General features: G+C 67.4%; 23 protein-coding genes. 13 read left to right on the forward strand and 10 right to left on the reverse strand.

Annotation, left to right across the window (positions count from 1 at the left end):
• Window positions 1-9: 9 nt before the first annotated feature.
• The 3 genes from EJ913_RS10225 to map form a co-directional block, all read right to left on the reverse strand.
• Window positions 10-441 carry a cupin domain-containing protein gene (locus EJ913_RS10225; RefSeq protein WP_126997395.1) on the reverse strand — a complete coding sequence of 144 codons (432 nt, stop codon included), beginning with the start codon at window positions 439-441 and terminating at the stop codon, window positions 10-12.
• 140 nt (window positions 442-581) lie between these two features.
• On the reverse strand, window positions 582-1196 hold the full coding sequence (locus EJ913_RS10230) for an NUDIX hydrolase (RefSeq protein WP_126997397.1): 615 nt from the start codon (window positions 1194-1196) through the stop codon (window positions 582-584).
• On the reverse strand, window positions 1193-2005 hold the full coding sequence (gene map / locus EJ913_RS10235; RefSeq protein ID WP_126997399.1) for a type I methionyl aminopeptidase: 813 nt from the start codon (window positions 2003-2005) through the stop codon (window positions 1193-1195). Before map ends, EJ913_RS10230 begins: the two co-directional genes overlap by 4 nt.
• A gap of 166 nt (window positions 2006-2171) precedes the next feature.
• On the opposite strand from map, the gene radA reads away from it, so the two are divergent.
• The 4 genes from radA to EJ913_RS10255 all read left to right on the forward strand — a co-directional run bounded on the left by radA (window position 2172) and on the right by EJ913_RS10255 (window position 6711).
• Window positions 2172-3578 (forward strand): DNA repair protein RadA, encoded by a 1407-nt coding sequence (gene radA, locus EJ913_RS10240; protein ID WP_126997401.1) that lies wholly within the window; start codon window positions 2172-2174, stop codon window positions 3576-3578.
• A 14-nt stretch (window positions 3579-3592) separates the two neighbouring features.
• Window positions 3593-4279 (forward strand): CvpA family protein, encoded by a 687-nt coding sequence (locus EJ913_RS10245; RefSeq protein WP_126997403.1) that lies wholly within the window; start codon window positions 3593-3595, stop codon window positions 4277-4279.
• An 84-nt stretch (window positions 4280-4363) separates the two neighbouring features.
• Window positions 4364-5812: an amidophosphoribosyltransferase gene (gene purF / locus EJ913_RS10250; RefSeq protein WP_126997405.1), complete on the forward strand. Its 1449-nt coding sequence runs from the start codon at window positions 4364-4366 to the stop codon at window positions 5810-5812.
• Window positions 5813-6003: 191 nt separating this feature from the next.
• On the forward strand, window positions 6004-6711 hold the full coding sequence (locus tag EJ913_RS10255) for an SDR family NAD(P)-dependent oxidoreductase (protein WP_126997407.1): 708 nt from the start codon (window positions 6004-6006) through the stop codon (window positions 6709-6711).
• A 102-nt stretch (window positions 6712-6813) separates the two neighbouring features.
• On the opposite strand, the gene EJ913_RS31590 is transcribed toward EJ913_RS10255, so the two are convergent.
• The 3 genes from EJ913_RS31590 to EJ913_RS10265 all read right to left on the reverse strand — a co-directional run bounded on the left by EJ913_RS31590 (window position 6814) and on the right by EJ913_RS10265 (window position 8317).
• Window positions 6814-6981 carry an RSP_7527 family protein gene (locus EJ913_RS31590; protein WP_185909739.1) on the reverse strand — a complete coding sequence of 56 codons (168 nt, stop codon included), beginning with the start codon at window positions 6979-6981 and terminating at the stop codon, window positions 6814-6816.
• A gap of 188 nt (window positions 6982-7169) precedes the next feature.
• On the reverse strand, window positions 7170-7454 hold the full coding sequence (locus EJ913_RS10260; protein WP_126997409.1) for a hypothetical protein: 285 nt from the start codon (window positions 7452-7454) through the stop codon (window positions 7170-7172).
• A gap of 35 nt (window positions 7455-7489) precedes the next feature.
• A complete protein-coding gene (locus EJ913_RS10265; RefSeq protein ID WP_126997411.1) occupies window positions 7490-8317 on the reverse strand; it encodes a hypothetical protein in 828 nt (275 codons plus the stop codon).
• 59 nt (window positions 8318-8376) lie between these two features.
• On the opposite strand from EJ913_RS10265, the gene EJ913_RS10270 reads away from it, so the two are divergent.
• From EJ913_RS10270 to EJ913_RS10310, 9 genes are all read left to right on the forward strand, one after another.
• Window positions 8377-9147 (forward strand): SDR family oxidoreductase, encoded by a 771-nt coding sequence (locus EJ913_RS10270; protein ID WP_126997413.1) that lies wholly within the window; start codon window positions 8377-8379, stop codon window positions 9145-9147.
• Between the two features lie 393 nt (window positions 9148-9540).
• A complete protein-coding gene (uvrC, locus tag EJ913_RS10275; RefSeq protein WP_126997415.1) occupies window positions 9541-11481 on the forward strand; it encodes an excinuclease ABC subunit UvrC in 1941 nt (646 codons plus the stop codon).
• A 51-nt stretch (window positions 11482-11532) separates the two neighbouring features.
• Window positions 11533-12129, forward strand: coding sequence for a CDP-diacylglycerol--glycerol-3-phosphate 3-phosphatidyltransferase (pgsA, locus tag EJ913_RS10280; RefSeq protein ID WP_126997417.1), 597 nt, complete (start codon window positions 11533-11535; stop codon window positions 12127-12129).
• Between the two features lie 13 nt (window positions 12130-12142).
• Window positions 12143-12655 carry a molybdopterin-guanine dinucleotide biosynthesis protein B gene (gene mobB / locus EJ913_RS10285; RefSeq protein ID WP_126997419.1) on the forward strand — a complete coding sequence of 171 codons (513 nt, stop codon included), beginning with the start codon at window positions 12143-12145 and terminating at the stop codon, window positions 12653-12655.
• Window positions 12656-12896: 241 nt separating this feature from the next.
• Entirely contained in the window at window positions 12897-13922 is a 1026-nt protein-coding gene (locus EJ913_RS10290; protein ID WP_126997421.1) for an aspartate-semialdehyde dehydrogenase, read from the forward strand.
• Window positions 13923-14112: 190 nt separating this feature from the next.
• A complete protein-coding gene (locus tag EJ913_RS10295; protein ID WP_126997423.1) occupies window positions 14113-14376 on the forward strand; it encodes a tail fiber protein in 264 nt (87 codons plus the stop codon).
• A gap of 145 nt (window positions 14377-14521) precedes the next feature.
• Window positions 14522-16129 (forward strand): peptide chain release factor 3, encoded by a 1608-nt coding sequence (locus EJ913_RS10300; RefSeq protein ID WP_126997425.1) that lies wholly within the window; start codon window positions 14522-14524, stop codon window positions 16127-16129.
• A gap of 252 nt (window positions 16130-16381) precedes the next feature.
• On the forward strand, window positions 16382-17953 hold the full coding sequence (locus EJ913_RS10305) for a sensor histidine kinase (protein WP_126997427.1): 1572 nt from the start codon (window positions 16382-16384) through the stop codon (window positions 17951-17953).
• Complete coding sequence (locus EJ913_RS10310; protein WP_126997429.1) at window positions 17946-18338, forward strand: response regulator; 393 nt, start codon at window positions 17946-17948, stop codon at window positions 18336-18338. Before EJ913_RS10305 ends, EJ913_RS10310 begins: the two co-directional genes overlap by 8 nt.
• An 18-nt stretch (window positions 18339-18356) precedes the next feature.
• Here the strand turns inward: EJ913_RS10310 and EJ913_RS10315 are convergent, their stop codons facing one another.
• From EJ913_RS10315 to EJ913_RS10330, 4 genes are all read right to left on the reverse strand, one after another.
• Window positions 18357-18971: a hypothetical protein gene (locus tag EJ913_RS10315; protein WP_126997431.1), complete on the reverse strand. Its 615-nt coding sequence runs from the start codon at window positions 18969-18971 to the stop codon at window positions 18357-18359.
• Window positions 18972-19172: 201 nt separating this feature from the next.
• The gene (locus tag EJ913_RS10320; RefSeq protein WP_338019129.1) at window positions 19173-20138 is read right to left on the reverse strand and encodes a transglutaminase family protein; all 966 of its coding nucleotides are present in this window, start codon (window positions 20136-20138) and stop codon (window positions 19173-19175) included.
• Window positions 20116-22662, reverse strand: a complete 2547-nt coding sequence (locus tag EJ913_RS10325; protein WP_126997433.1) for a circularly permuted type 2 ATP-grasp protein — start codon at window positions 22660-22662, stop codon at window positions 20116-20118. The genes EJ913_RS10320 and EJ913_RS10325 overlap by 23 nt, the downstream gene beginning before the upstream one ends.
• Window positions 22663-22954: 292 nt before the next feature.
• Entirely contained in the window at window positions 22955-24994 is a 2040-nt protein-coding gene (locus EJ913_RS10330; protein WP_126997435.1) for a di-heme-cytochrome C peroxidase, read from the reverse strand.
• Window positions 24995-25166 lie beyond the last annotated feature (172 nt).

Genomic DNA, 25166 nt, shown 5'->3' on the forward strand with positions numbered 1-25166 from the left:
GGGCGAGGCTTACCTTGGCGGCTCCCACCCCGACGGGGCCATGGTGAACCCAGCGAATTCGAAGGCCGGCGCCACCGTGCAACTCACCAGCGACCAGCCTTCCAGGCCGCGCGCCGCTTGCCACGCGCCGACCGGCACCACAGCTTGCGGCCGCTCCCCGGCGGCGATGTCCATGCCGAGCCGATGAGTGCGGGTTTCCGCCTCGACCTCGTCGTAAATCAGAAGCTCCAGCGGCGCGCCGCCGTGCCACAGCCAGACCTCCACGGCGTCCACGCGGTGCCAGTGGGACCGCTCCCCGGCTTTCAGCAGAAAATAGATCGCGGTCACCGCCCCGCGCCCCTCGGCCGGCGCGCGGTAGGTCTCGACGTAATGCCCGCCTTCGGGATGCGGCTGGAGGCCGAGCAGAGCGATCAGCCGCTCGGCGTCGAGCGCGCCGGTCATCGGTCGTCCTCGTCGCTTTTCAGAACGTCGAGGTCGAAGGACACGTCGGTGTCCTCGTCGATCGTCGACAGAGCCAACTCCACGCCAAGCATCGGAACGCGCAACACACCCATGTCCGTCTCCTTTCGTCCGAAGAACGATCAGCGTAACACCGTCGCCTCCCGCGCCGCCGTGCCCAGCCCCTCACGCAGTCCAGGCAGCAACACGGCGCCCAACATGGCGATCACCGGCAGGAAGGCGTAGTCACCGCGCGCCGCTGCGTCGATCAGGTCGTTCGGGCTGTGCAGCTCGATCCGCATCTCCTCCAGGTCGCCGCTGTCGGGTTCGGCGACCTTGCGGGCGTTGCGGGCGTGGAACATGTGGCAGGCGCAGCCACGGTGATTGCCTTGCACCACGAAAGCGCCCAAGCCCGTCCAGTCATCGGATTCGTAGCCGGTCTCTTCCAGAAGCTCGCGTTTGGCGGCGGCCAGCGGATCCTCGCCAGGGGCAAGAGCGCCCGCCGGGAAGGTCAGGCTGACGCGCCGGGCGCCATGCTTGTAGGTGCGCAGCATGACAACATGGCCGTCTTCGGTCTCCACGAACATCAGCGCGTAGTCGGGCTGGTCCACCTGATAGAAGCTGTCGACCCGGCGGCCGTCGGGAAGCTCCACCGTCTCGGCGCGCACCTTCAGATAGGGGCTGGCGTCGAGAAGGTCCCGGCTGCCCAGCACCGTCCAGGGTTTCAGTTCGTCCGCATCCTTACCGGAGTCGCTCACGCGGCGGCTCCGTAGGGCGGCTGGGTGAAGCCGGCGGGGGAAAGGGTGAAGATCTCGCAACCGTCCTCGGTGATGCCGATCTGATGCTCGAACTGCGCCGACAGCGAGCGGTCGCGCGTCACCGTCGTCCAGCCGTCCGACAGGATCTTCACCTCGGGGCGGCCGGCGTTGATCATCGGCTCCACCGTGAAGACCATGCCGGGTTGCAGCAGCACGCCGGTGCCGGGCTTGCCGAAATGATCGACGTGCGGGGCGTCGTGGAAGACCTGCCCGATGCCGTGCCCGCCGAAATCGCGCACCACCGAGCAGCGGTTCGCCTCGGCCAGGGTCTGGATGGCGTGGCCGATGTCGCCCAGATGATTGCCGGGCCTGGCCTGGGCGATGCCGGCCATCATGCAGCGGTAGGTCAGGTCGACCAGCTTGCGCGCCTTCACGCCGATCTTGTCGCCGACGAAATACATGCGGCTGTTGTCGCCGTACCAGCCGTCCACGATCGTCGTCACGTCGATGTTGACGATGTCGCCTTCGGCCAGACGCTTGTCGTCGCTGGGGATGCCGTGGTTCACGACGTGGTTGGGCGAGATGCAACTGGCCTTTGGGTAGCCGTGGTAACCGATGGTGGCGGGGATGCCGCCGCGTTCGCGCTGGAACGTCTCGATCAACTGGTCGAGATGGCCGGTGCTGACGCCCGGCACCACGAAGGGGCCGATGTAGTCCAGGATCTCCGCCGCCAGCCGGCACGCCTTGCGAATCGCCTCGAACCCTTCCGGTCCGTGCAGGACGATGCGTTTGCCTTCCTTGTCCGCCACAAATTCCCCGCTGTTCGCTGTCGCAATGATTTGTCGATGTCGCGCCGTAAACTATCACCTCGGCGGACCGAAAAAAGCCCCCGCTTTTTCATGGCTGGAATCGTAGGATTCCGGGCGGTCCCTTGCTATATGTTGCCCGCCTTACCCCCATCGGACTACCAGACCTTTGGCCAAGCCCACCACCCGTTACGTCTGCCAAGCCTGCGGCGCGTCCTTTCCCAAATGGGCCGGGCGCTGCGACGCCTGCGGCGAATGGAACAGCCTGGTCGAGGAGGCCGCGCCCGACGCGGCGCCCAAGAGCATGGGCGGCGCGCGCGGCCGGCGGCTGGAGTTCGTCGGTTTGGATGGGCTGAGCAGCGCGCCGCCCCGCCGGATGACCGGCATCGCCGAGTTCGACCGGGTGTGCGGCGGCGGGCTGGTGCCCGGCTCGGCCATCCTGATCGGCGGCGACCCCGGCATTGGCAAATCGACCCTGTTGCTCCAGGCGATGGCGCGGCTGGCCCAGACCCACCGCTGCGCCTACGTCTCGGGCGAGGAGGCGGTGGATCAGGTGCGGCTGCGGGCGCAGCGGCTGGGCTGCGCGGCGGCCCCGGTCGATCTGGCCTCGGCGACCAGCGTGCGCGACATCGTCGCCTCGCTGGACGAGACGAACGGCCCCGAGATCATCGTCATCGATTCGATCCAGACCATGTATGTGGACAATCTGGACAGCGCCCCCGGCACCGTGGCCCAGGTCCGCGCCAGCGCGCAGGAGTTGATCCGCGTCGCCAAGCGGCGCGGCGTCGTGCTGCTGCTGGTCGGTCACGTCACCAAGGAAGGCATGATCGCCGGCCCCCGCGTGCTGGAGCACATGGTGGACACGGTGCTGTATTTCGAGGGCGAGCGCGGCCACCAGTTCCGCATCCTCCGCGCGGTGAAGAACCGCTTCGGCCCGACCGACGAGATCGGCGTCTTCGAGATGAGCGACGGCGGTCTGGGGGAGGTCGCCAACCCGTCCGCCCTGTTCCTGGCCGAGCGGCGCGGCGACGTGTCGGGCGCCGCCGTCTTCGCCGGAATGGAGGGCACGCGCCCCGTGCTGGTCGAGGTGCAGGCGCTGGTCGCGCCCTCGCCGCTGGGCACGCCGCGCCGGGCGGTGGTCGGTTGGGATTCGGCGCGGCTCGCCATGGTGCTGGCGGTGCTGGAGGCGCGCTGCGGCGTGCAGATCGGCGCCAACGACGTGTATCTGAGCGTGGCCGGCGGCCTGCGCATCACCGAGCCGGCGGCCGATCTGGCGGTCGCCGCCGCGCTGGTGTCCTCGCTGACCGGGGAGCCGGTGCCGGCCGACGCGGTGGTGTTCGGCGAACTCGGCCTGTCGGGCGAGGTCCGCGCCGTGAGCCAGACCGACACCCGCCTCAAGGAAGCCGCCAAGCTTGGTTTCGCCTCCGCGATCTTCCCGGCCCGGCGGGCGGGGGGACGCGGCAAGAGCAACGACAACGGATTGAAGACGGTGGAACTCCAGCATCTGGGCGAACTGATGCCGCTGTTCCAGCCCAACGCGCGGCCCTCCCGGCCGCGCCGCCGCGACGACGAGTGAAGGCACAAGAGGTCATGGAGAATTTTCCCGTCAACCCGGCGGATCTCGCCGTCATCGTCGTGCTGCTGCTGGCGGCGCTGCTGGCCTTCAGCCGGGGCATGGTGGCGGAGGTGCTGTCCGTCGCCGCCTGGGCCGGGGCGGCGGTGGTCACGCTCTACGCGCTGCCTCACGCGCTGCCGCTGGTGCAGACCTACATCAAGTTCGAGATGGTGGCCTACGCCGTCGCCGCCGTCGGACTTTACGTCGTGGCGCTGGTCGTGCTGACCCTGCTGGGACGGTCGGTGTCGCGCGGCGTGCAGAATTCCGGGCTGTCGGCGCTCGACCGCTCGCTGGGCTTCGTTTTCGGGCTGGCCAAGGGTGCCATTCTGGTCTCGGTGGCCTATCTCTTCTTTATCTGGCTGGTTCCGAACACGGCGGAGCATCCCGTCTGGTTGCAGACCGCCAAGACCCGTCCGTTCCTGGCGAGCGGCGCGGCGGCGATCTACGATTTCGTGCCCGAGAACCTGCGCAAGGAAGGGTTGGGACAACTGAACGTGGCAAGCGAGCGCGCCCGGCAGGCGATCGAGGCCAAGGAGGCGCTGGACCGCCTGTCCACACCGGTGCCCAGCCTCCCGAAGACCGGGGGTGCGTCCTCGCCGGATACCGGTTATAAGGACCGGGACCGCGCCGAAATTGAACGGTTGATGCAGAACGCGAAGTGAAAAGCGCGATTTCTGCTCTTTTTCGTTGTGTGTTCACCGCGTTGACGGCGCCCGCGACAGGCGCTTTTTACGAAGGACCTTGAGATGCTGACGACGCATCCGTTCGACGACGACAAGCTGCGCGAGGAGTGCGGCGTGTTCGGCATCTACGGCAACCCGCAGGCGGGCGCCATCACCGCGCTGGGGCTCCACGCCCTCCAGCACCGTGGTCAGGAGGCGGCGGGCATCGTCAGCTTCGACAACGGCCGCTTCCATCTTCAGCACACGCTGGGCCTCGTCGGCGACCATTTCAGCTCCGAGGCGGTGATCGCCAAGCTGAAGGGCGGCACCGCCATCGGCCACGTCCGCTACGCCACCACCGGCGACACCTCGATCCGCAACGTCCAGCCGCTCTACGCCGATTTCGAGTTCGGCGGCTTCGCGCTGGCCCACAACGGCAACCTGACCAACGCGCAGACCCTGCGCCGCCAGCTGGTCCGCCGCGGCTGCCTGTTCCAGTCCTCCACCGACACCGAGGTCATCGTCCACCTGATGGCGACGGCGCGCGGCGGTTCGCCGGTCGACCGGCTGATCGAGGCGGTGCGGCAGGTCGAGGGCGCCTTCTCGCTGGTGGCGCTGACCGCCAACGAGGTGATCGGCGTGCGCGACCCGCTGGGCGTGCGCCCGCTGGTGCTGGGGCGTCTGGGCGACACCCACATCCTGACCAGCGAGACCTGCGCGCTTGACATCGTCGGCGCCGAGCTGGTGCGCGACGTCGAGCCGGGCGAGATGATCGTCATCGACGGCAGCGGCGTCCACAGCATGCGGCCGTTCCAGCCGCGCGGCCGCCGCTTCTGCATCTTCGAATACATCTACTTCGCGCGGCCCGACAGCGTGATGGAGGGCACCTCCGTCTATCAGGCCCGCCAGCGCATCGGCGCCGAGCTGGCGCGCGAGGCCGGGGTTGCCGCCGACGTGATCGTTCCGGTGCCGGACAGCGGCGTGCCGGCGGCGCTGGGCTACGCGGTGGAGAGCGGGATTCCCTTCGACCTGGGCATCATCCGCAACCACTACGTCGGCCGCACCTTCATCGAGCCGACCGACCAGATCCGCCACCTCGGCGTGAAGCTGAAGCACAACGCCAACCGCGCGATGATCGAGGGCAAGCGGGTCGTGCTGGTGGACGATTCCATCGTGCGCGGCACGACGTCGAAGAAGATCGTCGAGATGGTGCGCGCCGCCGGGGCCGCCGAGGTTCACATGCGGATCTCCAGCCCGCCGACCTCGCACCCCTGCTTCTACGGCATCGATACGCCCGAGCAGAGCAAGCTGCTGGCCCACCGCATGACGGTCGAGCAGATGCGCGACTTCATCCAGGCCGACAGCCTCGCTTTCATCTCGCTGGATGGTCTGTACCGGGCGATGGGCGAGGAGAAGCGCGATCCGAAGACGATCAGCTACTGCGATGCCTGCTTCACCGGCGACTACCCCATCGCGTTGACCGACACGCTGGACCAGCCGCAGGTCGAGATCAACGTCGCCGTGCGGGCGTAATGTCAGAACTCCCTCTCCCGCTCCGGGAGAGGGAAGGGGCCCGCTGAAAGCGGGAAGGGTGAGGGGCTATCGGGCGTGGTACGCAATCCATGTTCCGATAGCCCCTCACCCTCCCACCGCTCCGCGGCGGGTCCCCTCCCTCTCCCGGGGCGGGAGAGGGCAAACACCCTCCCGAACCCGAAGAGCCTCCCATGTCACGTTTGTCCGGCCGCATCGCTCTCGTCACCGGCGCGTCGCGCGGCATTGGCGCCGCCGTCGCCAAGCGGTTCGCCGCCGAGGGCGCGCACGTCATCCTGACCGCCCGCACCGTCGGCGGGCTGGAGGAGGTGGACGACGCCATCCTCAAGGCCACCGGCCGCAACGCGACTCTGGTGCCGTTGGATCTGCGCGACTACGACAAGATCGACCAGTTGGGCTTCTCGGTCTACGAGCGCTTCGGCAAGCTCGACATCCTGGTCAGCAACGCCGGCGCCCTGGAGGCGCTCGGCCCCATCGCCCAATACGATCCCAAGCTGTGGTCGCGGGTGATGGACCTGAACGTCACGTCGAACTACCGGCTGATCCGCTCCTTCGACCGGCTGCTGCGCACGTCGGAGGCCGGCCGCGCGGTCTTCGTGACCTCGTCGGCGGCCAAGGCGCCCTATCCCTACTGGAGCCCCTACGGCGCCAGCAAGGCGGCGCTGGAAATGGTCGTGAAGACCTACGCGATGGAGATCGCGGCGTCGCCGCTGCGGGTCAACCTGATCGACCCCGGCGTGGTCGCGACCAAGATGCGCACCCAGGCCTTCCCCGGCGAGGACCCGAAGTCGATCACCCAGCCCGATCAGGTCACCGACCGTTTCGTCGATCTGGCCGAGACCGCCTGCACCCTGCATGGCGAGATCGTGTCGGCCCAGTAAGGCCATCCGTCAGGCTAAAACACCGAAAGGCGGAGAAACGGGCGTCGGCCGCGTTTCTCCGCCGTGCGGGGTTCGGGCATCTGAAAAACTCAACGGATCTGCTTAGCGGACCTGAGGCGTCAAGGTTGTGCCCTGGGCGTCGGGGCTGAACAGGGCGGCGCGCAGCTTGCGGTACAGTTTGCGAATGTACTCGGCGCGCATCTGGCGGGCGGCGAGCATGATTTCGTCGTGGCTGCGCGGGTCGCGTTGGTAGACGATGGTCTTGGACATGGCAGGGAAATCTCCTCGTTGAGAGAGACGTCCCCTCCCCGGACTTTCTTGTTTCGCCTTGGAAGTTAGGGCAACAGGACTGTCCTAAGAAGCGCTATGCGCGCATTGCCGACCAACGCTCCCCGTATCAGCTTGACCAATCAATATGAGTGCGAATTGTTCCGGCTTGCCGCCATGAGGCCTTTGGCTTAACGGTCCTTGTCATCCCGGCCGCCGTCCACCGCCACGTTGCGGTCGTCGACGATCCGGTCGTCCCGGACCTGTTCCGGCTGCGACCGGTCGCGGCCGTCCTCACGGCGCTGGGGCAGGGGGCCGGTGCCGAGCGCGCGGGCCTCCTCGCTGCCGGGAATGCCGTAATCTTCCTCGGCGCCGGGGCCTTCGACGTTCTGGAAGCCCATCTCGCGCTCGTCCACGTCCGGCTGTTCGCGGGTGTCACGGATGTCGAGCGGGACCTTGCGCTGGTCGGTGGCCATGATGGTGTCTCCTTGTTGTGGCGATTCCCGCAGCATCAACAGAAGGAGAGCGCACTCGTCACCGTGCGGACGTCGAACCAGGCGCCGACGCTGTGGCGCAGGTCGTTGCGGCGGTGCTGCTCCGGGGCCGGGGCGATGTCCCACAGCCACGACACGTCGGGGGCGGGCAGGGCGAGGCCCCAGGCCGAGTCCTCGCGCTCCAGCACGGCCCCGCCGCGCAGCCACAGGTTCTCCGTGTCGGTGAACAGCGCGGCGCTGTCGGCGGCGCCCGCCAGCCACTCCAAATGGTCGCGGGCGAGGCGCTGGGCGAAGGCCAGCCGGTCGGCGTCGGGGAGGGCCGGGACGCGGCGCTCGACGGCCTCCAGCGGCATCAGCGGCAGTTGGGAGAACAGGTTGCACGACACCGCAAAGGCGAAGCGTCCGCCGGGCGCGGGGGGCGGCGTGAAATCCGTGGGCAGCGCCCGTCCCGCGTCCAGTGCGGCGGCCAGGGGAACCAGCGCCCCGGTCACGTCCATCGCCACCAGCCGGACGTTGGGAAGCCGCGCCACCCGTCGCCGCACCGAGCGGGCGTGCAGGATGTCGACCAGCACCAACTCGTCGAAGCGGGTGGCCAGTTCCTCCAGCGGCAGCTCGATCAGCAGCCCCGACCCGGCGACCATCGCCCGCCCGCCGGTCTTCTCCCCTTGCAGAGCCCGCTCCATCGCCTGGGTCACGAAACGCCGGCAGGCGGCGACGTGCGGCGCCCAGGCACGGCTCTGGCGCCGGTAGCGCGCGCCAAGCGCCACCGTCTCGCCCAGATAGCCCAGCCGGCGCGCCAGCGGGTCGCAGGGGGTGGTCAGATATTCGAACGCTTCGCGCAGCATCGGCGGTTTGCCCTCCGTCCCCCCTTGACCCGCGACGGTGGCAAGGTACCTATGGCGGCATGGTCGAGATCAAGAGGAAAACGGCTCTCGTCACCGGAGCCGGCAAGCGCATCGGGCGTGCCATCGCGCTCGATCTGGCGTCCCAGGGCTGGGGCGTCGCCGTTCATTACCACCGTTCCCGCGCCGACGCCGACGCTGTCGTCGCGCAGATCGAGGGGATCGGCGGCCGCGCCGCCGCCTTCCCCGCCGATCTGGGACGGGAGGAGGAGGTGAGGGCGCTTGTCCCCACCGTGGCGGAACGGCTGGGCGGCCTGACCCTTCTGGTCAACAACGCCTCCCGCTTCGAGCGCGACGAGGTCGCCGACGCGACCCGCGAGTCCTGGGACACGCACATGGAGGCCAACCTGCGCGCGCCCTTCGTGTTGTCGCAGGAGTTCGCGTCCCGGTTGCCGGACGGGCAGGGCGGGCTGATCGTCAACCTGCTGGACCAGCGGGTGTGGAATCCGACCCCGCACTTCGTGTCCTATACGGTGTCGAAGATGGGGCTGTGGGCGCTGACCCGCACGCTGGCCCAGGCGCTGGCCCCGCGCATCCGCGTCAACGGCATCGGCCCCGGCCCGACCCTGCGCAACGAGCGCCAGTCCGAGGCGGAGTTCGCCGCCCAATGGGACTCGACCCCGCTGCGCCGTGGCGCGACGCCGGAGGAGATCTGCGCGGCCATCCGCTTCCTGATTTCCGCCCCGGCGGTGACCGGCCAGATGATCGCCCTGGACGGGGGCGAGCATCTCGGCTGGGCGCAGCCGACGCATGGTTTCGTGCCCGTCGAATGAGCGGGGACGGAGGCCGGGCGCGGACGGCGGCGGTGGGTCTTTTCGGGCCGGCGGCGGGCACCCGGCCGAAAAGGAACGCGCCTTTTACACAGGTGCCCAAGCCGGCGCAAGAGGCCGTTTGCGGGCCATGGCATTTTTGTGCCACTGCGACATTTGGCGCTTCCACTTTCGTTCCTTGTAAATGAAATCAACGAGTTAGCATAATTGCCTATTTTTTAGGCATATGTGGGCGAGCCGTTGCGGCGCTTGGCTCCGAACGTGATAGCACCTTCGTTATCGACAAACTTATCCACAGGAACGGTGGATAGTCTTTTCGGCTGGTGGGTTGGTGCGGTCGCGCCTTTCGTGTGGGGGATGGTTGACCCCGCGCGCCGGCTCGACGACATTCGGCCCATGTCCGAAACGCATTCTTCCGACCCGGTGTCCAGCCCGCCTTCCGACCCTGTTCCGGATGCCGCGCCGCAGCGCGCCCGCCGCCGCCCGGCCGACCTCGCGCGCGGGGTCGAGATCATCCGCGAGCATCTGAAGACCCTGCCGCAGACCCCCGGCGTCTACCGCATGCTGGCGGGCGACGGGGCGGTGCTCTACGTCGGCAAGGCGCGCAACCTGAAGCGCCGGGTGACCAACTACACCCAGGTCGCCAAGCTGCCGGTCCGTCTCCAGCGCATGGTGTCGGAAACCGAGACGATGGAGTTCGTCAACACCCACACCGAGGTGGAGGCGCTGCTTCTCGAATCGAATCTGATCAAGCGGCTGATGCCGCGCTACAACGTGCTGTTGCGGGACGACAAGACCTTTCCGCACATCATGATCACCAAGGACCACGACTACCCGCAGTTGACCAAGCATCGCGGCGCGCGCGGCCGGGACGCCGACTATTTCGGTCCCTTCGCCTCGGCCGGCGCGGTCAACCGGACGATCACCGCGTTGCAGCGCGCCTTCCTGCTGCGCAACTGCGCCGACACGGTGTTCGCCGCGCGCTCGCGCCCTTGCCTGCAATACCAAATCAAGCGCTGCACCGCGCCCTGCGTCGGCCGCGTCACCCCGGCCGAGTATCAGGCCCAGGTGGGGCTGGCCCGCGCCTTCCTGTCCGGCAAGAGCCGCGACATCCAGACCGAGTTCGTGGCGAAGATGACGGAAGCCTCCGACGCCATGGATTTCGAGGCGGCGGCGCGCTACCGAGACCGAATCCGCGCGCTGACCGCGATCCAGGCCCACCAGGACATCAACGTCGAGGGGGTGGTGGAGGACGCCGACGTGGTCGCCGCCCACGCCGAGGGCGGGGTGACCTGCGTGCAGGTGTTCTTCTTCCGGGGCGGGCGCAACTACGGCAACCGCGCCTATTTCCCCAGCCACGACAAGGCGGCGGAAACCGAGGATGTGCTGGCCGCCTTCATCGCCCAATTCTACGAGAACAAGGCCGCGCCGCCGCTGGTGTTGGTCAGCCACGCTCTGCCCGAACTGGACCTGCTGACCGAGGCGCTGTCCCTGCGCGCCGGCCACAAGGTCGAGCTGACCGAGCCCAAGCGTGGCGAGAAGCGTCGGATCGTCGAGCATGCCCTGACCAACGCGCGGGAGGCCCATGGCCGCCGGCTGGCCGAAAGCTCGTCGCAGGCGCGGTTGCTGGAGGGGGTGGCCGGGGTGTTCGGCATGGATTCCCCGCCGGAGCGGGTGGAGGTCTACGACAACTCCCACATCCAGGGCGCCCACGCCATCGGCGCCATGATCGTCGCCGGGCCGGAGGGGTTCATCAAGAACGCCTACCGCAAGTTCAACATCCGCAGCGAGGCGGCGGCCGGCGACGACTTCGCCATGATGCGCGAGGTGCTGACCCGCCGATTCGGCCGCGCCCTGAAGGAGGATCCGGAGCGCACGCTCGGCACGTGGCCCGATCTGGTGCTGATCGACGGCGGCGTCGGGCAGTTGAACGTGGCGCTGGAGGTCTTCGCCGAACTGGGGATCGACGACGTGACGCTGGTCGGCATCGCCAAGGGTCCCGACCGCGACGCCGGGCGCGAGCATTTCCTGATGGAGAACCGGCCGCCTTTCCAGATGGAGATGCGCGACCCGGTGCTGTATTTCCTGCAACGGCTGCGCGACGAGGCCCACCGCTTCGCCATCGGCACCCACCGGGCCAAGCGCACCAAGGCCATCAGCAAATCCCCCATCGACGAGATCGCCGGCATCGGCCCGTCGCGCAAGAAGGCGCTGCTGCACCATTTCGGCAGCGGGGCGGCGGTGGCGCGCGCCGGGCTGGCCGATCTGGAATCCGTGGAGGGGATCAATCGGACAGTGGCGAAAAAGATATACGATCACTTCCATCCCGACGGTTAGAATGGGGATGCGCGTATCAATCGTGTCCTCCAGCGGTTCGAGCTTCCGATCATGTTGACCAGCCTGCCCAACCTGCTGACCCTCTCGCGCATCGCGGTGATCCCGCTGGTCGTCGGGTTGTTCTACATTCCGGAGGCCTGGGCGGCCTACACCGCCTGCGGGTTGTACGCCGCCGCCTGCATCACCGACTGGTTCGACGGCTACCTCGCCCGCGCCTGGGCGCAGGAGAGCGTGATCGGCAAGTTCCTCGACCCCATCGCCGACAAGCTGCTGGTGGCGGCGACGCTGATCATGCTGGCCGGGTTCGGACGTCTGGGCGGTCTGTCGATTCTCCCGGCGGTGACCATCCTGCTGCGCGAGGTGCTGGTGTCGGGCCTGCGCGAGTATCTGGCGGGGCTGCACGTCGGCGTCCCGGTGACGTGGCTGGCGAAGTGGAAGACCGCGATCCAGATGGTGGCGCTGGGCTTCCTGATCGTCGGCGACTACAGCCCGCCGGAGGTGCCCTCGACGATCATCGGCACGGTGGGCCTGTGGATCGCGGCGGCGCTGACCTTCTACACCGGCTGGGACTACATGCGCGCCGGCCTCACCCACATGATGGCCGAGCAGCCGTCCAAGCGCGGCGCCGCCGCCCGCTCGGCCGGTTGACGGGGGCGCGGCCATGGAGATTTTCGGCCTGACCGGCTGGAGCGGCAGCGGGAAGACCGCGCTGATGGTCCGTCTGCTCCCGGCACTGACCCGCCGGGGCCTGCGCGTGTCCACCGTGAAGCACGCTCACAAGGGTTTCGACATCGACCATCCCGGCAAGGACAGCCACGATCATCGTCTGGCCGGCGCCACCGAGGTGCTGGTCAGCTCGCCCTACCGCTGGGCGCTGATGCACGAGCTGCGCGACGAGCCGGAGCCGGCCTTGGCCGACCTGCTGCCCAAGCTGGCGCCGGTCGACCTGCTGCTGATCGAGGGCTTCAAGCGCGACGCGCACGCGAAGATCGAGGTGTGGCGCTCGGCGGTTGGCAAGCCGCTGATCGCGCGCGACGATCCCAGCATCGTCGCGGTGGCGAGCGACGGCGCGGTGCCGGGCTGCCCGGTGCCGGTGCTCGACCTCAACGACGCGGAGGCGGTCGCCGCCTTCGTGGTGGAGCGCTGCGGTCTTGAGGGCGCGTCGGCCCGCTAGCCGGCGCTTTACAAGCCGCGCGCGTTCGGCTAAGACACTCGCATGATCCGCATGGCCATCACCACCACGACTACGAAAAAAGCGACTCGCTGCGGCGGGCCGTCTCGTGGCGTGTGCTGATCGGACCGACCAGCGTTTCTTCCACGAGGCAGGCCCCGCCGGACACGGACGGGGCCTCGTCGTATCCGGGGTCTGCGGTTCGGTCCGATCACCAGGACTAGACAAGGACGGAACCCCGACAATGAGCATCGATCAAGCCAGCCGCCCCGCCCCCCGCCGCGTCGCCGTCGTCGGCGCCACCGGCGCCGTCGGGCGCGAAATGGTCAGCGTTCTCCACGCCCGCAACTTCCCGGTCTCCGAGATCGGCCTCTTCGCGTCGGAACGCAGCGCCGGCAAGGTGCAGGAAGGCCCCTACGGCGCGCTGACCCTCCAGGCGTTCGACGCCGAGGTGGTCAAGGGCTACGACGTCGTCCTGCTGGCCGTGTCGGGCGATTTCGCCAAGGAGCACGCCAAGAACCTCGCCTCGGCCGGCGCCTTGGTGATCGACAACAGCTCCGCCTTCCGCTACGACGCCGACATCCCGCTGATCGTGCCCGAGATCAACGCCCACGCCTTCCAGGGAGGCGGCCGTCTGATCGCCAACCCGAACTGCACGACGGCCATCGCCGTGGTGGCGCTCGGCCCCCTGCACAAGGCCTTCGGCCTGAAGCGCGTGATCGTCTCGACCTATCAGGCGACCAGCGGCGCCGGGGCCGAGGGCATGGCGGAGCTTGAGGAGCAGACGCGCAACCAGCTGGACGGCAAGCCGGTCACCAACAGCGTGTTCCGTCACCCGATCCCGTTCAACCTGATCCCGCAGATCGACGCCTTCCAGGAGAACGGCTACACCAAGGAAGAGATGAAGGTCACCTGGGAGACGCGGAAGATCCTGGAGATCGCCGATCTGCCGCTGAGCTGCACGGCCGTGCGCATCCCGACCTACCGGGCGCATTCGGAAGCCATCACCATCGAGACGATCCAGCCGGTCACGCCCGCCGCCGCCCGCGCGGTGCTGGCCGACGCCGCCGGCGTCAAGCTGACCGACGACCCGGCCAACGGCGTCTACCCGATGCCGCTGAACGCCGCCGGCCAGTACGACGTCGAGGTCGGCCGCATCCGCACCAATTTGGTGTTCGGCGACCATGGCCTCGACCTGTTCGTCTGCGGCGACCAGCTTCTGAAGGGCGCCGCCCTGAACGCAGTGCAGATCGCAGAACTGGATCTGTAAAAATTCAATCAAAGGTGGAAGCGATGATTCATTTCATCGCTTTCATTTTTTCTGCGGTATTCCGCCGCTATTTGTCGCTTATGCTTTCTTGCACAAGGCCGCCTTTCAGAACTTAATGCACCGCAAGGCACAACCGAAAATCGGTGAAAGTTGCCTTCATGCATTACAATTGAAAGAAAGAGGGCGGAAAATGGAAGGCTTTTTCATCGGTCAGATCATTCTGGTTTCCTTCAACAACATTCCCCAGGGTTTCGTGCCGTGCGAAGGGCAGTCGGTGAGCCCGCGGAATGAAGGCGGTCATCGTTGGGACGCCGTCTATTCCCTGCTCGGCGACAAGTTCGGCTACGACTTTGCCAAGAACGAGTTCAAGCTGCCCGATCTGCGCGGGAAGTCTCCTGATCCCAGCCTGCGCTATCTGATCTGCGTCGACGGCGTCTACCCCACTCCCCAGTGATCTCTCGACGGCAAAAAGCCGCAAGGTTCTGGAAAGCGGAACCGCCGGCTGCTATGTAGTGCCGTAAGGGCCGATGGGCGCGTGTCGTCTGTCGGCCCTTTTCGCCGTTTGCATCCTTTTGTCGCTTCAGTCACGGGAACCGCGCATGTCCGAGCTTCAGGACGCCGTCTCCCGGCGTCGGACCTTCGCCATCATCGCGCACCCCGACGCCGGCAAGACCACCCTCACGGAAAAGCTGCTGCTGTTCGGCGGCGCCATCCAGATGGCGGGCGCCGTCAAGGCGCGCGGCGAGCAGCGCCGCGCCAAGTCCGACTGGATGAAGGTGGAGCGCGAGCGCGGCATTTCCGTGACCGCTTCGGTGATGACCTTCGATTACGACGGGCGCACCTTCAACCTGCTCGACACGCCGGGCCACGAGGATTTCTCGGAGGACACCTACCGGACGTTGACCGCCGTGGACAGCGCGGTGATGGTGATCGACGGCGCCAAGGGCATCGAGGCGCAGACCCTGAAGCTGTTCGAGGTCTGCCGTCTGCGCGACGTGCCGATCATCACCTTCTGCAACAAGATGGACCGCGAGGCCCGCGACCCCTTCGACCTCATCTCGGAGATCGAAAGCTCGCTGGCGCTGGAGGTCACCCCGGCCAGCTGGCCGATCGGCATGGGCCGCGACTTTCTGGGCTGCTACGACCTGCTCCGCGACCGGCTGATCCTGATGGACCGCAGCAAGGGCGACGAGATCGACGAGGGCATTGAGTGCAACGGCCTCGACGATCCTAAGCTGGACGAGCTGTTGCCCACCCACGCCGCCGCCAAGCTGCGGGAAGAGGTGGAGATGGCGCGTGGCCTGATGCCGCCCTTCGACCTGGACTCCTACCGCGCCGGCCATCTGACGCCGATCTATTTCGGCTCCGCCATCAACAACTTCGGGGTCCGTGAGCTGCTGGCCGGTCTGGCCGAGGTCGCGCCGCCGCCGCGCCCGCAGCCGGCCGACCCTCGCACCGTCCAGCCCGACGAGGAGAAGGTCACCGGCTTCGTGTTCAAGGTCCAGGCCAATATGGATCCGAACCACCGCGACCGCATCGCCTTCGTCCGCCTCTGCTCCGGCCGCTACCGGCGCGGCGCGAAGCTGAAGCACATCCGCTCGGGCAAGCTGATGGCGGTGAACAACGCCGTCCTCTTCCTGGCCCGCGACCGCGAGGTGGCGGAAGAGGCGTGGCCGGGCGACATCATGGGCATCCCCAACCACGGCAGCTTGCGCATCGGCGACACGTTGACCGAGGGCGAGGAGCTGCGCTTCACCGGCGTGCCGAGCTTCGCCCCGGAGCTGCTGCAGCGCGTCCGCCCGGACGATCCCATGCGCGTCAAGCATCTGCGCAAGGCGTTGGAGCATTTCGCGGAGGAGGGGGCTTCCCAGGTGTTCAAGCCGCTGACCGGGGCCGACTGGGTCGTCGGCGTCGTCGGTCCGCTCCAGTTCGAGGTCCTGGCGTCGCGCATCGAGGCGGAATACGGGCTTCAGGCTCGTTTCGAGGGGGCCGGGCTCGACGCAGCGCGCTGGATCGAGACCGACGACAAGGTCCAGTTGGAGAAGTTCATCGACCTCAACCGGTCGGCGATCGCGGAAGACCATGACGGCGCGCTGGTGTTCCTGGCCCGCAACGCGTGGCATCTCAACCGCTCGCAAGAGGATTACCCGAGCTTGCGTTTCCTCAAGACCCGCGAACAGAACCGCAAAGTCCAAACCATCATCTGAAAGCAGCAGGGCGGTTCGATTTTGTGTCGAACCGCCCGTGCTCCAGAAAAATTACCGCGATTGTGTGTGTTTCGCGGGCAACGGACGTTTCTTCTATCTCTTTCGATTGGTGGATGGACGGATTGGTGGCTTGACGGCGCTCAATCCTTGGACAAGCGTGTCACTCTTTCGAGGCAGTGCCGGTGCGGTCCGGCTCCCTTGGCACCGGTGCCGCCGTGCCGGCGATGCCGGATCACATGGAAGAGGCCCGGCATGGCGATGGGACTGGAATCGGGCTGGGATGCGAGCGACTTCGTGCCGCACGGCGTCTGTCTGCTGTGGAGAACCGACATCCTGGCGCTCCACGTCGCCGCCGACGTGCTGACCGGCCTGTCCTATTTCTCCATCCCGCTCGCCTTGCTCTATTTTGTCCATCGTCGGCGCGATATCGAACTCGGCTGGGTCGCGTTGCTGTTCGCCCTGTTCATCGTCGCTTGCGGGTCCACGCATTTCTTCAGCGTCTGGACCCTGTGGAACGCGGATTACGTCACCGAGGGCGTGGTCAAGGCCTTCACGGCGCTGGTCTCGCTGCTGACCGCGGCCACGCTGTGGGTGCTGATGCCGCGCCTGCTGGCTCTCCCCAGCCCGCGCCAACTGGCCGAGGCCAACGCCGCCCTGCACCGCGAGATCGAGATCCGGAAGCAGGCCGAGCAGCGCTACGCAGGTTTCTTCAACAATCTGGACGAGGCGCTCTTCATCGTCTCGATCCAGCCGGACGGGCAGTTCGTCTTCGACGCGATCAACCCGGCCCTGGCGCGGGCAACCGGTCTGGATCCGGAGCAGTTGCGGGGCCGTCCGGTCACCGAGGCGCTGGGGCATGAACTGGCCGGCAGCGTCATGGCGCACTACGCCGAATGCCGCGACGGTGGCGTCCCTGTCGATTACGAAGAGGTCCTGGACCTTCCGGCCGGTCGGCGGGACTTCCACACGGTGCTGGTGCCGGTGCGCGACGCCGACGGGCGGGTCGTCCAGATTCTCGGCAGCGGACGCGACATCACGGACCGCAAGCGCTTTCAGGAGGACGCCGTCCAGACCACCAAAATGGCGACACTGGGCACGCTGGCGGCGGGTATGGCGCATGAGATGAGCCAGCCCCTGAACGTCATCCGCCTGTGGACCGAGAACATGCTGACCCGCCTTAGGGACGGCGCGGTCGATTCGGACCGGATCGAACGGGCGATGACGCTGGTGATCAACCAGACCGAGCGCATGGGCAAGCTGATCGACCATGTCCGCATGTTCGGACGGCGCGACGACGGCGGATACTGCGGCTTCGCGCCGGGCGAAACCGTGCGTAACGCCCTCGATCTGGTTCGTCACCAGTACGAACTGGAGAACATCGCGCTGTTCGAGGACGTCGCCCCGGTGTCGGGCGAGGTGCGGGGCCGGCCGCTTCAACTGGAACAGGTGGTGCTGAACCTGCTGTCCAACGCGCGCGACGCCATCCAGGCGCGGCGCGCGGCCGGCGGGGATGCCGGGCGCATCGACGTCGTGGTGCAGGGCGACGCGACCTTGGATTTTGCCGTCATCCAGGTGACGGACGATGGTGGCGGGATCGATTCCGCCATTCTGCCGCGCATTTTCGATCCTTTTTTCACCACCAAGGACGTGGGAAGCGGAACGGGGCTTGGCTTGTCCATCGGTTATGGCATCATCGACTCGATGAACGGTCGCATCGAGGCCGTCAACGTCGAATTGGATGGCGGACGCCGGGGCGTGTGCTTCACCATCACGCTTCCGGTTCAGCCGTTATCCCTTCAGGACAGGGAACTGTCGCATGCCTGAACCCTTCCACATACTGGTTGCGGAGGACGAGGCCCTAGCTGCCCTGGCGCTGGAGGATTTCCTGTCGATCAAGGGCTTCCGGGTGACGCTGGCCGGTGACGGAATCGAGGCGCTGGAACGTTTCGCCGAGGATCCCGCCGATTTGCTGATCACCGACCTGCGCATGCCGCGCATGGACGGTCACGCCCTGATCCGCGCGATGCGGGAGCGCTGCGCAAACCTGCCGGTCCTGGTGATGACCGGCTTCTTGACCCACGACAGCGATCTGACCCACGAACGTTGGAAGCCTTTGGAAATCCTCAGTAAGCCGGTCAACCCGCAGACAATCGTCAGCACGTTGAAACGCATGCTGGAATCGCCGCAGGGTCAGTCGCGGGAAGCTTGAGAGGAAAGAACGGGGCCGTCAGGCGAAGCTGTCGGTCAGGCCGAGATTCTTCAGGGAGAACCCGGCGTCCTTGCAGATCTGCTGGATCTTATGGATCTCGGCGGACACTTGGGGGCTGAGGCTCGTGACCGGGGGCGTCGCTATGATCTGGCGGAACAGGCCCTGATGCGCCGACCGCATCATGTGATCCTGCGATGAACCGAACAGATGCAGCCGAAACATGTCGTCGAAAATATTGCTGTCGACGGTGCGGCTGCTCGAGGTGGACACACGCTTCAGCCAGCTCATGCTTTTCGCCATGTCCGAATTTTGCCGGACCGTTTCCATGCGTTCCCGCAATGTCTTATGGACGTCGTTCTTGCCGTCGTCGTTGCCCAGATACATATCGAAAATGCAGAGCGCCTTGGTCTTGGTCGGTTTTGCCCGGAAATCCAGAACCATCCAGGGAAACAGCACCTTCTTGAGTTGGTTGATCGTCAACTGCAAGGGGGCGGTGTTGAAATAGAGCTGGCGGTCCATCTGGGAAATCTGCGGGCCGAGATTCGCCCCCACGCGCGAGGACAAGGCCGCATAGACGATGGCCCGCCGTACGCCTGGGGCCGCGAAGGCGATTGTTTCGGAGTCGGTCGGCAAGCGAACACCACCTTGCAGGAAGCCAAGGGGAAGCGGGCCGTTGTGCCCATGGTGTTCAGTCTACCACCAAATCCCAGCGGCTTTCTCGGAGAAACCCATCGTGTACAAATCAAAAATCCAAGCAATCCCGCCGGTTGGCAGGCGTTTTCACAAGCAATCGAGCTTTTCAATCCCGACAAATCGGAGGTAAAACCCCAACTCTCAGTCGTCCAGGGGCTCCACATCGACGCTCACCGTCAGGCCGTGGCCAGCGCCGCCGACCAGCACGCCGCGCGCCGGGCTGACGTCGTCGTAATCCCGGCCCCAGGCCACGGTGATGAAATCGCGGTTGGCGACGCAGGCGTTGGTCGGGCAGACGTCGAGCCAGCCGGCGGCGGCTCCGCACCAGACCGAGGCCCAGGCGTGGCTGACGTCGGCCCCGACCAGCCGGGGCTTGCCCGGCGGCGGCAGGGTGCGCAGATAGCCCGACACGTAGCGGGCCGGAAGGCCGACCGCGCGGACGCAGCCTGCGACGACATGCGCGAAATCCTGGCACACGCCGCGCCGGTTCTTCATCACCTCGGCCATCGGCGTGGCGACCGTCGTCGCCGTGGGATCGAAGGCGAAATCCTCGTTCACCCGTTCCATCAGGTCGATGACGGCGGCGGCCACCGGCCGGCCGGGGGTGAAGGAGCCGCGCGCATAGTCCAGCAGCTCCGGGCTGGATTTGACCAGCGCGCTGTCGAAGCAGTATTGCGTGATCTCAGCCCCGTCGTCCGGCCCGGACAACCCGCGCAGGCTGTCGCGGACATGTTCCCAGCCGGGGGTCGTCGCGGGATCCAGTGGCGGGAGGTCGGAGACCTCGACCTCGCTCTCGGCGATGACGGAAAAGGTCCGGTGCGGCTCCTGCACCGCCACATAGGTGACGGTGTTGCCGAAGTAATCGACGCGGTCGCCACGCACGGCCGGCACCGGGTCCACCGTCAGCAGGCAGCGGCGGACCCGCTGGCGCGGGTGGGCACGGGCCGTCAGGTGCAGCAGATGGTGTGACACCGGCACGTCCTCGCCGTAGTCGTAGGCCGTTTCATGGCGCACGCGATAGCGCATCGGCCCCAGGGGCGCCGCTTCCGGAACGGGCTCGGCGTCCGGCGTTGCGGATTCGAGGTCAGGCTGATCGGGCGAAGGCATGGCTGAAATACGCGTGTGCGAGGAAGTTGGATATGTCCGGCAGCGACATCGCCAGCGTGTCGAGCAAGGTCTCCAGGGCCTCGCTCGACCGCAGGGCTTCCGCCCGCCGCAGGCTGCCGCGCGCGGCGGCCACGATGGACAGGGCGCCGCCGGTCGGGTCTCCGGTGCTGCCGGCGCCATGGTTGGGCAGGGCGGTGAGATGCCGCTCCAGCGCCGCCAGTTGGAAGGCCAGCGCGCGTGGGTTGGTCTCGTCGGCCAGCAGCAGTTCCAGCACTGGGGTGCGCTGCACGGTGGTGAGGTAGCGGGCGCGGTAGGTCATCACGCTCTCGCCGAGTTCGAGCAGCACGGCAAGCGAGGCTGACTGCATCGATTCGTCCTGGCGGTCGAGGGCGGAGATCCGAATGCCGCGCATCACCGCCACCGTGTGCAGCGCCCGTTCCATGCGCCGTCCGATGTCCAGGAAACGCCAGCCCGGCCCGCGCGTCATGCTTTCCTGCTCCAGCCCGGCGACGGCGGCGAGGCTGGTCATCAGATCGTCCATGCGCAGCAGCAAGGCGGCGGCGTCCAGGCGGATGCGCGGCTGCTGGCTCTGCCGGTCGATGGTGGTGACGACGCGCCACATGTCCATCGACAGCCGGTCGCGCACCGAATAGGCGGTGCGGTGCAGCCGCAGGATTTGCGAGCGCAGGCTGTTCGGGTGTTCGGGATCGACCACGGCGGAATAGAGCGCGTCGCGCAGGCCGCGCCCGCCGGCCTCGGTCACGCGGGTCATGTCCCAGGGGATCATGCCGACCGAAGCCAGCAGGGTCAGCAGCGGGCGAAGCTGCGCCCCGGCGCCCGGCGTGTTGCCGTCGGTCAGGCGGCTCTGCGAGGCGCGCAGCAGGCGCACCGCGCTTTCCGAGCGTTCGGCGTAGCGGCCCAGCCAATAGAGCCCGTCGGCGACGCGGCTCGGCAGGTCGTTGGCGGCGGGGCGGGCAACGGCGGGGGTCGGTTCGGTCGCGATGGCCGGGCGGGCCTGGGCGGGCGCCACCTCGGCCCGGCGGGCGGCGAGGATCCAGGTGTCCTTGCTGCCGCCGCCGCGCTGCATCGACACGACCAGTCGGCCCGGCTCGCTCGACACGCGGGTCAGGCCGCCGGGCATCACCATGTAGCCGCCGCTGGGGGTCGCGCAGAGGAAGACGCGCAGCACCAGCGGGCGCGGCTGGAGCTTGCCGTCCTGCCAGACCGGGGCGGTGGACAGCGCCATCTGCTCCTGCGCCACATAGTACCAGGGCCGGCGCTTGATCTTGTCGACCAGGGCGGACTTCTCACCGGCCGACAACAGGGCGCCGAAGATCGGCTCGAAGGACAGCGACGGGAAGGCCGGCTTGATCACCAGCCCGCCGAGGTGGTCCAGCACATAGGCGCGCTCGGCGTCGTTGCCGCACCACCAACTCGCCACGCCGGGCAGCCGCAGCTCCTCGCCCAGCAGATGGCGGCAGAGCGTCGGCAGCGATGACTTGATCGCCATCGATTCCATCAGGCCGGAGCCCAGCGCGTTCGCCACCACCACCGTGCCGGCGCGCACCGCCTCGATCAGACCGGCGACGCCCAGCGAGCTGTCGGCGCGCAGCTCCAGCGGGTCGGCGAAATCGGCGTCGAGGCGCCGCAGGATCACGTCCACCGGCTCAAGGCCCGACAGGGTCTTCATGAACACCTGCCGGTCGCGCACCGTCAGGTCGGCGCCTTCCACCAGTGTGATGCCGAGGTAGCGGGCGATGTAGACGTGTTCGAAATAGGTCTCGTTGTAGGGACCGGGCGTCAGCAGCACCACGCGCGTGCGGTCGCGGCGCGGGCTGATCGACAGCAGCGTGTCCTTGAAGGTGTCGAAGAAGGGGGCCAGCCGCTCCACCTGGCAATGGCGGAAGCTGTCGGGCAGCACCTTCGCCATCACCGCGCGGTTTTCCAGCGCGTAGCCGCTGCCGCTCGGCGCCTGGGTGCGGTCGGACAGCACCCACCAGCGCCCGTCCGGGGCGCGGGCGAGGTCGGCGGCGTAGTAATGCAGATGAACGTCGTTCGGCACGCGGATGCCGTGGACCGCGCGGCGGAACCCCGGATCGGCGTGGATCACCGCCGGGGGCAGGCGCCCGTAGCGGGTCAGGGTCTGCGGGCCGTAGAGGTCCGTCAGGATGGCGTTCAGCAGCGAGGCGCGCTGGATCAGCCCCGATTCGATGGCCTTCCACTCATGCGCCGGCAACAGCAGCGGCATCATGTCGAGCGGCCAGGGCCGCTCCATCCCCTTGGGGTCGCCGTAGATGTTGTAGGTGACGCCGTTCTGGTGCAGCAGCCGTCGCGCCTCCTCCCAACGCACCGCCATCAGGTCGGCGTCGAGCGGGCCAAGCGTGCTCATGAAGGTCTGCCAGTGCGGGCGCAGGCGGCCCTGGCCGGTCACCATTTCGTCATAGACCTGGCCGGCGCCGTAGCCGATGGCGTCGGCCTCGCCGAACAGCGATCCCTGGGCGAAGGGCACCGGCTGCGTTCCCATCAAGGGCGCGTTGGCCGGGGCGGAAGAGGAGGGATCATACTGGGACAAGGTCGTTTTTGTGCGTCTGCCTAGGAAGAGAGCAACACTGTGAACGTCCCCGGACGCGGATGCAACAACGGTGACCTGTCAAACATGTTGGGTTCGCAATATTCCATCCGGATCATGCCGATAGGTCACTCGTTCAGGAAAAACGGGGCTGCGGCGATGCGCCGCTCTTGACCTACGCGGATATGCCCCTGTTCGGCCGGAGGCACCCCTCCCGTTTGGCACGGAAGGGGTGGGACGAGGATGGTCAGAGGGTCTTGAGATACTCCAGCAATTCCCAGCGCTGGGTGTCGGTCAGGCCGGCGCCGAACTCGTGTCCGGTGTTGCGGTTGCCCGGTTTGGTGGTGTCGAACAGGAAGGTCGAGGTCGCCGCCGCCGAATCCACACCGACCTTGACCGGGTCGAGCGCGCCGCCGCCCATCTTGAAGGCCACCGACCGCTGCGAGACCGGCAGCAGCATCTCGTACAGGTTCGGTACCGAGCCGTTGTGCATGTAGGGCGCGCTTGCCCAGACGCCGTCGAGCGGACGGGCCTTGTAGGCGAGCAACGACTTGATGGTCTCGGCCAGCGCTTCCTCGTCCTTGGTGGCCTGACCGCCGGTCGCCGCCCGGCCGGACGGAGCGGCCTTGGACGCGGCGGCGGCGGCCTTGGCCGGGGCGGGCACCGGGCCTTGCGGTTTCTCCTGCTGGCTCAGCGCGGCGATGACCCGCTTGTGGTCTTCGCTCAGGGGTTGGCCCGGCTTGACGAGCGGCGTGGTGTCGAGCGTTCCCTCCGGTGTCACCGCCGATGCCGACCACGTGGCGGCGGTCCGGGGCGCCAGCCAGGGAGCCGGGGCCTTGTCGCCCATCAGCAGATCACCGGCCAGCTTGGGTTCGCGCGCCAGATCGCCGATGATGGCCCCGATCACGGCGTTCGAAAGCAGGCTCGCTGCCAGATCGGGGTTCGCCAGCGGCGTCCCGCCCAGAAGCTTCGGCGGCATGGCGATGCCGGCGATGGCGCCGGTGTCCATCTTGCGGCACAGCGCGTCCACCGCCATCTTCGGGTCGGCGGCGTAGTTGACGGTGATCATCTTCGCCGCGACCGCGGCGTCGACGCCCTTGGTGCAGATCGTGCCGAAGGCGGCGATGACCGCCTTGGCGTTGCTTGGCTGGGCCCAATTGAACAGCGGCACCATGATGATGGGCGCCGTCGTGTAGGTCTCGCCGCGTGGCAGGGGGCTGTGGCAGCTCACGCAGTTCTGCTGGTAGATCGTCTCGCCGGCGGCGGCCTTGATGGTGTTGACGGGACCGGCGAGGCTGTCGGGCCACACGGGCGACCGCAGCGTGCGGAGCAGATTCTCCATCGCCACCAGTTCCCGACCGCGCACGGTCGAATCGTAATAGTAGTGCGCGATGTCCTTTGGGGGCTTCAGCGCGATCTTGCCGAACACGCCCAGCACCTCGCCGGAGTTGCGGCCCAGCGCGTCGATCGCGGTCGCGTTGCTCAGGAGGCCGTTCCACTGCACGCGCGGCTGATGCGGTGCGTCCCACAGGACCGGGTAGCTGACCGGCGCGTCGGGGTGGCGGCTGTTGGCGGGCAGGTTGAGATCGATCGCCCCCACGCGGTTGAAGATCATGCCGAAGGCGTCGGTGCGCATCGGACCCCAGGGGGTTCCCGGCGTGCTCTGCGCCACGAAGAGGGCGAAGCTGGCGTCGAACGCCTTGACCGCGTCGAACAGGGCGAGCCTCTGCTCCGGCGTGGCGTTGGGGCCGAGCACCCGGCCGGCGAAGGGTTCGAACACGCCGTCCACGGTGACGGTGGTGTGGACGGCTTGGCTCAGCGCGGCGATGAAGCCGTAGAGATCGCCGGTGGTCACGGCGCCGTCCAGGCGGATGGTCTTGCCGTTGACCGTCACGTCGCCGGTGTGGCAGGCGGCGCAGCCCATGCCGAACCATTCGGTCTTGTCCGGGTCGGTGTCCTTGACGAAGCCCAGCGGCAGTCGGTCCGGGTTCCACGGCCCGGCGGTGCCGACGGGATAGCCGTAGCGGGTCAGGCTCTTGACGAAGGGAGCCTTGGTCTGCGGATCCTCCAGCGCCATGAACCAGTCATAGCGCATGATCTGCGAGCCCTGGCTGGTGTTGTAGTACCACTGACGCGCGTCCTGCGACCAGCTCTGGTCGAGGTACCAGAGACCGTCGATCTCGGTCGGCGGCTTGACCGGAACCGGGCGCTGCGGTGGCGGCGGTTCGGCGCAGGCGCTCAGCAGCAGGCTCGCCGCCGCAGCGGTCGCAAAAATGGTGGCTTTCATCCTGTTGTTCCCCCAGCAGGTTGATGGCGTTGTCGCTTTCAACGGGGGAGGGTATTTCGGATAATCGTATCGCGTGTAGCTCTATCAACTTTTGTCGAGGAAAAAGTCCTTTCCGCATACAGGGATAGTGCGGAGGGCGAGCAATCAGAGCTTGCCGCCCACAAAGGAATGA

The sequence above is a fragment of the Azospirillum doebereinerae genome, assembly GCF_003989665.1.
In the GTDB taxonomy this organism is placed as follows: domain Bacteria; phylum Pseudomonadota; class Alphaproteobacteria; order Azospirillales; family Azospirillaceae; genus Azospirillum; species Azospirillum doebereinerae.

Coding starts and splice junctions, on each gene's coding strand:
- EJ913_RS10325 (WP_126997433.1), bottom strand. CDS start 22,662: ATGGGAACGCAGCCGGTGCCCTTCGCCCAGGGATCGCTGTTCGGCGAG.
- EJ913_RS10295 (WP_126997423.1), top strand. CDS start 14,113: ATGGAAGGCTTTTTCATCGGTCAGATCATTCTGGTTTCCTTCAACAAC.
- EJ913_RS10300 (WP_126997425.1), top strand. CDS start 14,522: ATGTCCGAGCTTCAGGACGCCGTCTCCCGGCGTCGGACCTTCGCCATC.
- EJ913_RS10245 (WP_126997403.1), top strand. CDS start 3,593: ATGGAGAATTTTCCCGTCAACCCGGCGGATCTCGCCGTCATCGTCGTG.
- EJ913_RS10270 (WP_126997413.1), top strand. CDS start 8,377: ATGGTCGAGATCAAGAGGAAAACGGCTCTCGTCACCGGAGCCGGCAAG.
- mobB (WP_126997419.1), top strand. CDS start 12,143: ATGGAGATTTTCGGCCTGACCGGCTGGAGCGGCAGCGGGAAGACCGCG.
- EJ913_RS10290 (WP_126997421.1), top strand. CDS start 12,897: ATGAGCATCGATCAAGCCAGCCGCCCCGCCCCCCGCCGCGTCGCCGTC.
- EJ913_RS31590 (WP_185909739.1), bottom strand. CDS start 6,981: ATGTCCAAGACCATCGTCTACCAACGCGACCCGCGCAGCCACGACGAA.
- EJ913_RS10255 (WP_126997407.1), top strand. CDS start 6,004: ATGTCACGTTTGTCCGGCCGCATCGCTCTCGTCACCGGCGCGTCGCGC.
- EJ913_RS10225 (WP_126997395.1), bottom strand. CDS start 441: ATGACCGGCGCGCTCGACGCCGAGCGGCTGATCGCTCTGCTCGGCCTC.
- pgsA (WP_126997417.1), top strand. CDS start 11,533: ATGTTGACCAGCCTGCCCAACCTGCTGACCCTCTCGCGCATCGCGGTG.
- uvrC (WP_126997415.1), top strand. CDS start 9,541: ATGTCCGAAACGCATTCTTCCGACCCGGTGTCCAGCCCGCCTTCCGAC.
- EJ913_RS10320 (WP_338019129.1), bottom strand. CDS start 20,138: ATGCCTTCGCCCGATCAGCCTGACCTCGAATCCGCAACGCCGGACGCC.
- EJ913_RS10305 (WP_126997427.1), top strand. CDS start 16,382: ATGGCGATGGGACTGGAATCGGGCTGGGATGCGAGCGACTTCGTGCCG.
- EJ913_RS10330 (WP_126997435.1), bottom strand. CDS start 24,994: ATGAAAGCCACCATTTTTGCGACCGCTGCGGCGGCGAGCCTGCTGCTG.
- EJ913_RS10265 (WP_126997411.1), bottom strand. CDS start 8,317: ATGCTGCGCGAAGCGTTCGAATATCTGACCACCCCCTGCGACCCGCTG.
- purF (WP_126997405.1), top strand. CDS start 4,364: ATGCTGACGACGCATCCGTTCGACGACGACAAGCTGCGCGAGGAGTGC.
- EJ913_RS10310 (WP_126997429.1), top strand. CDS start 17,946: ATGCCTGAACCCTTCCACATACTGGTTGCGGAGGACGAGGCCCTAGCT.
- EJ913_RS10260 (WP_126997409.1), bottom strand. CDS start 7,454: ATGGCCACCGACCAGCGCAAGGTCCCGCTCGACATCCGTGACACCCGC.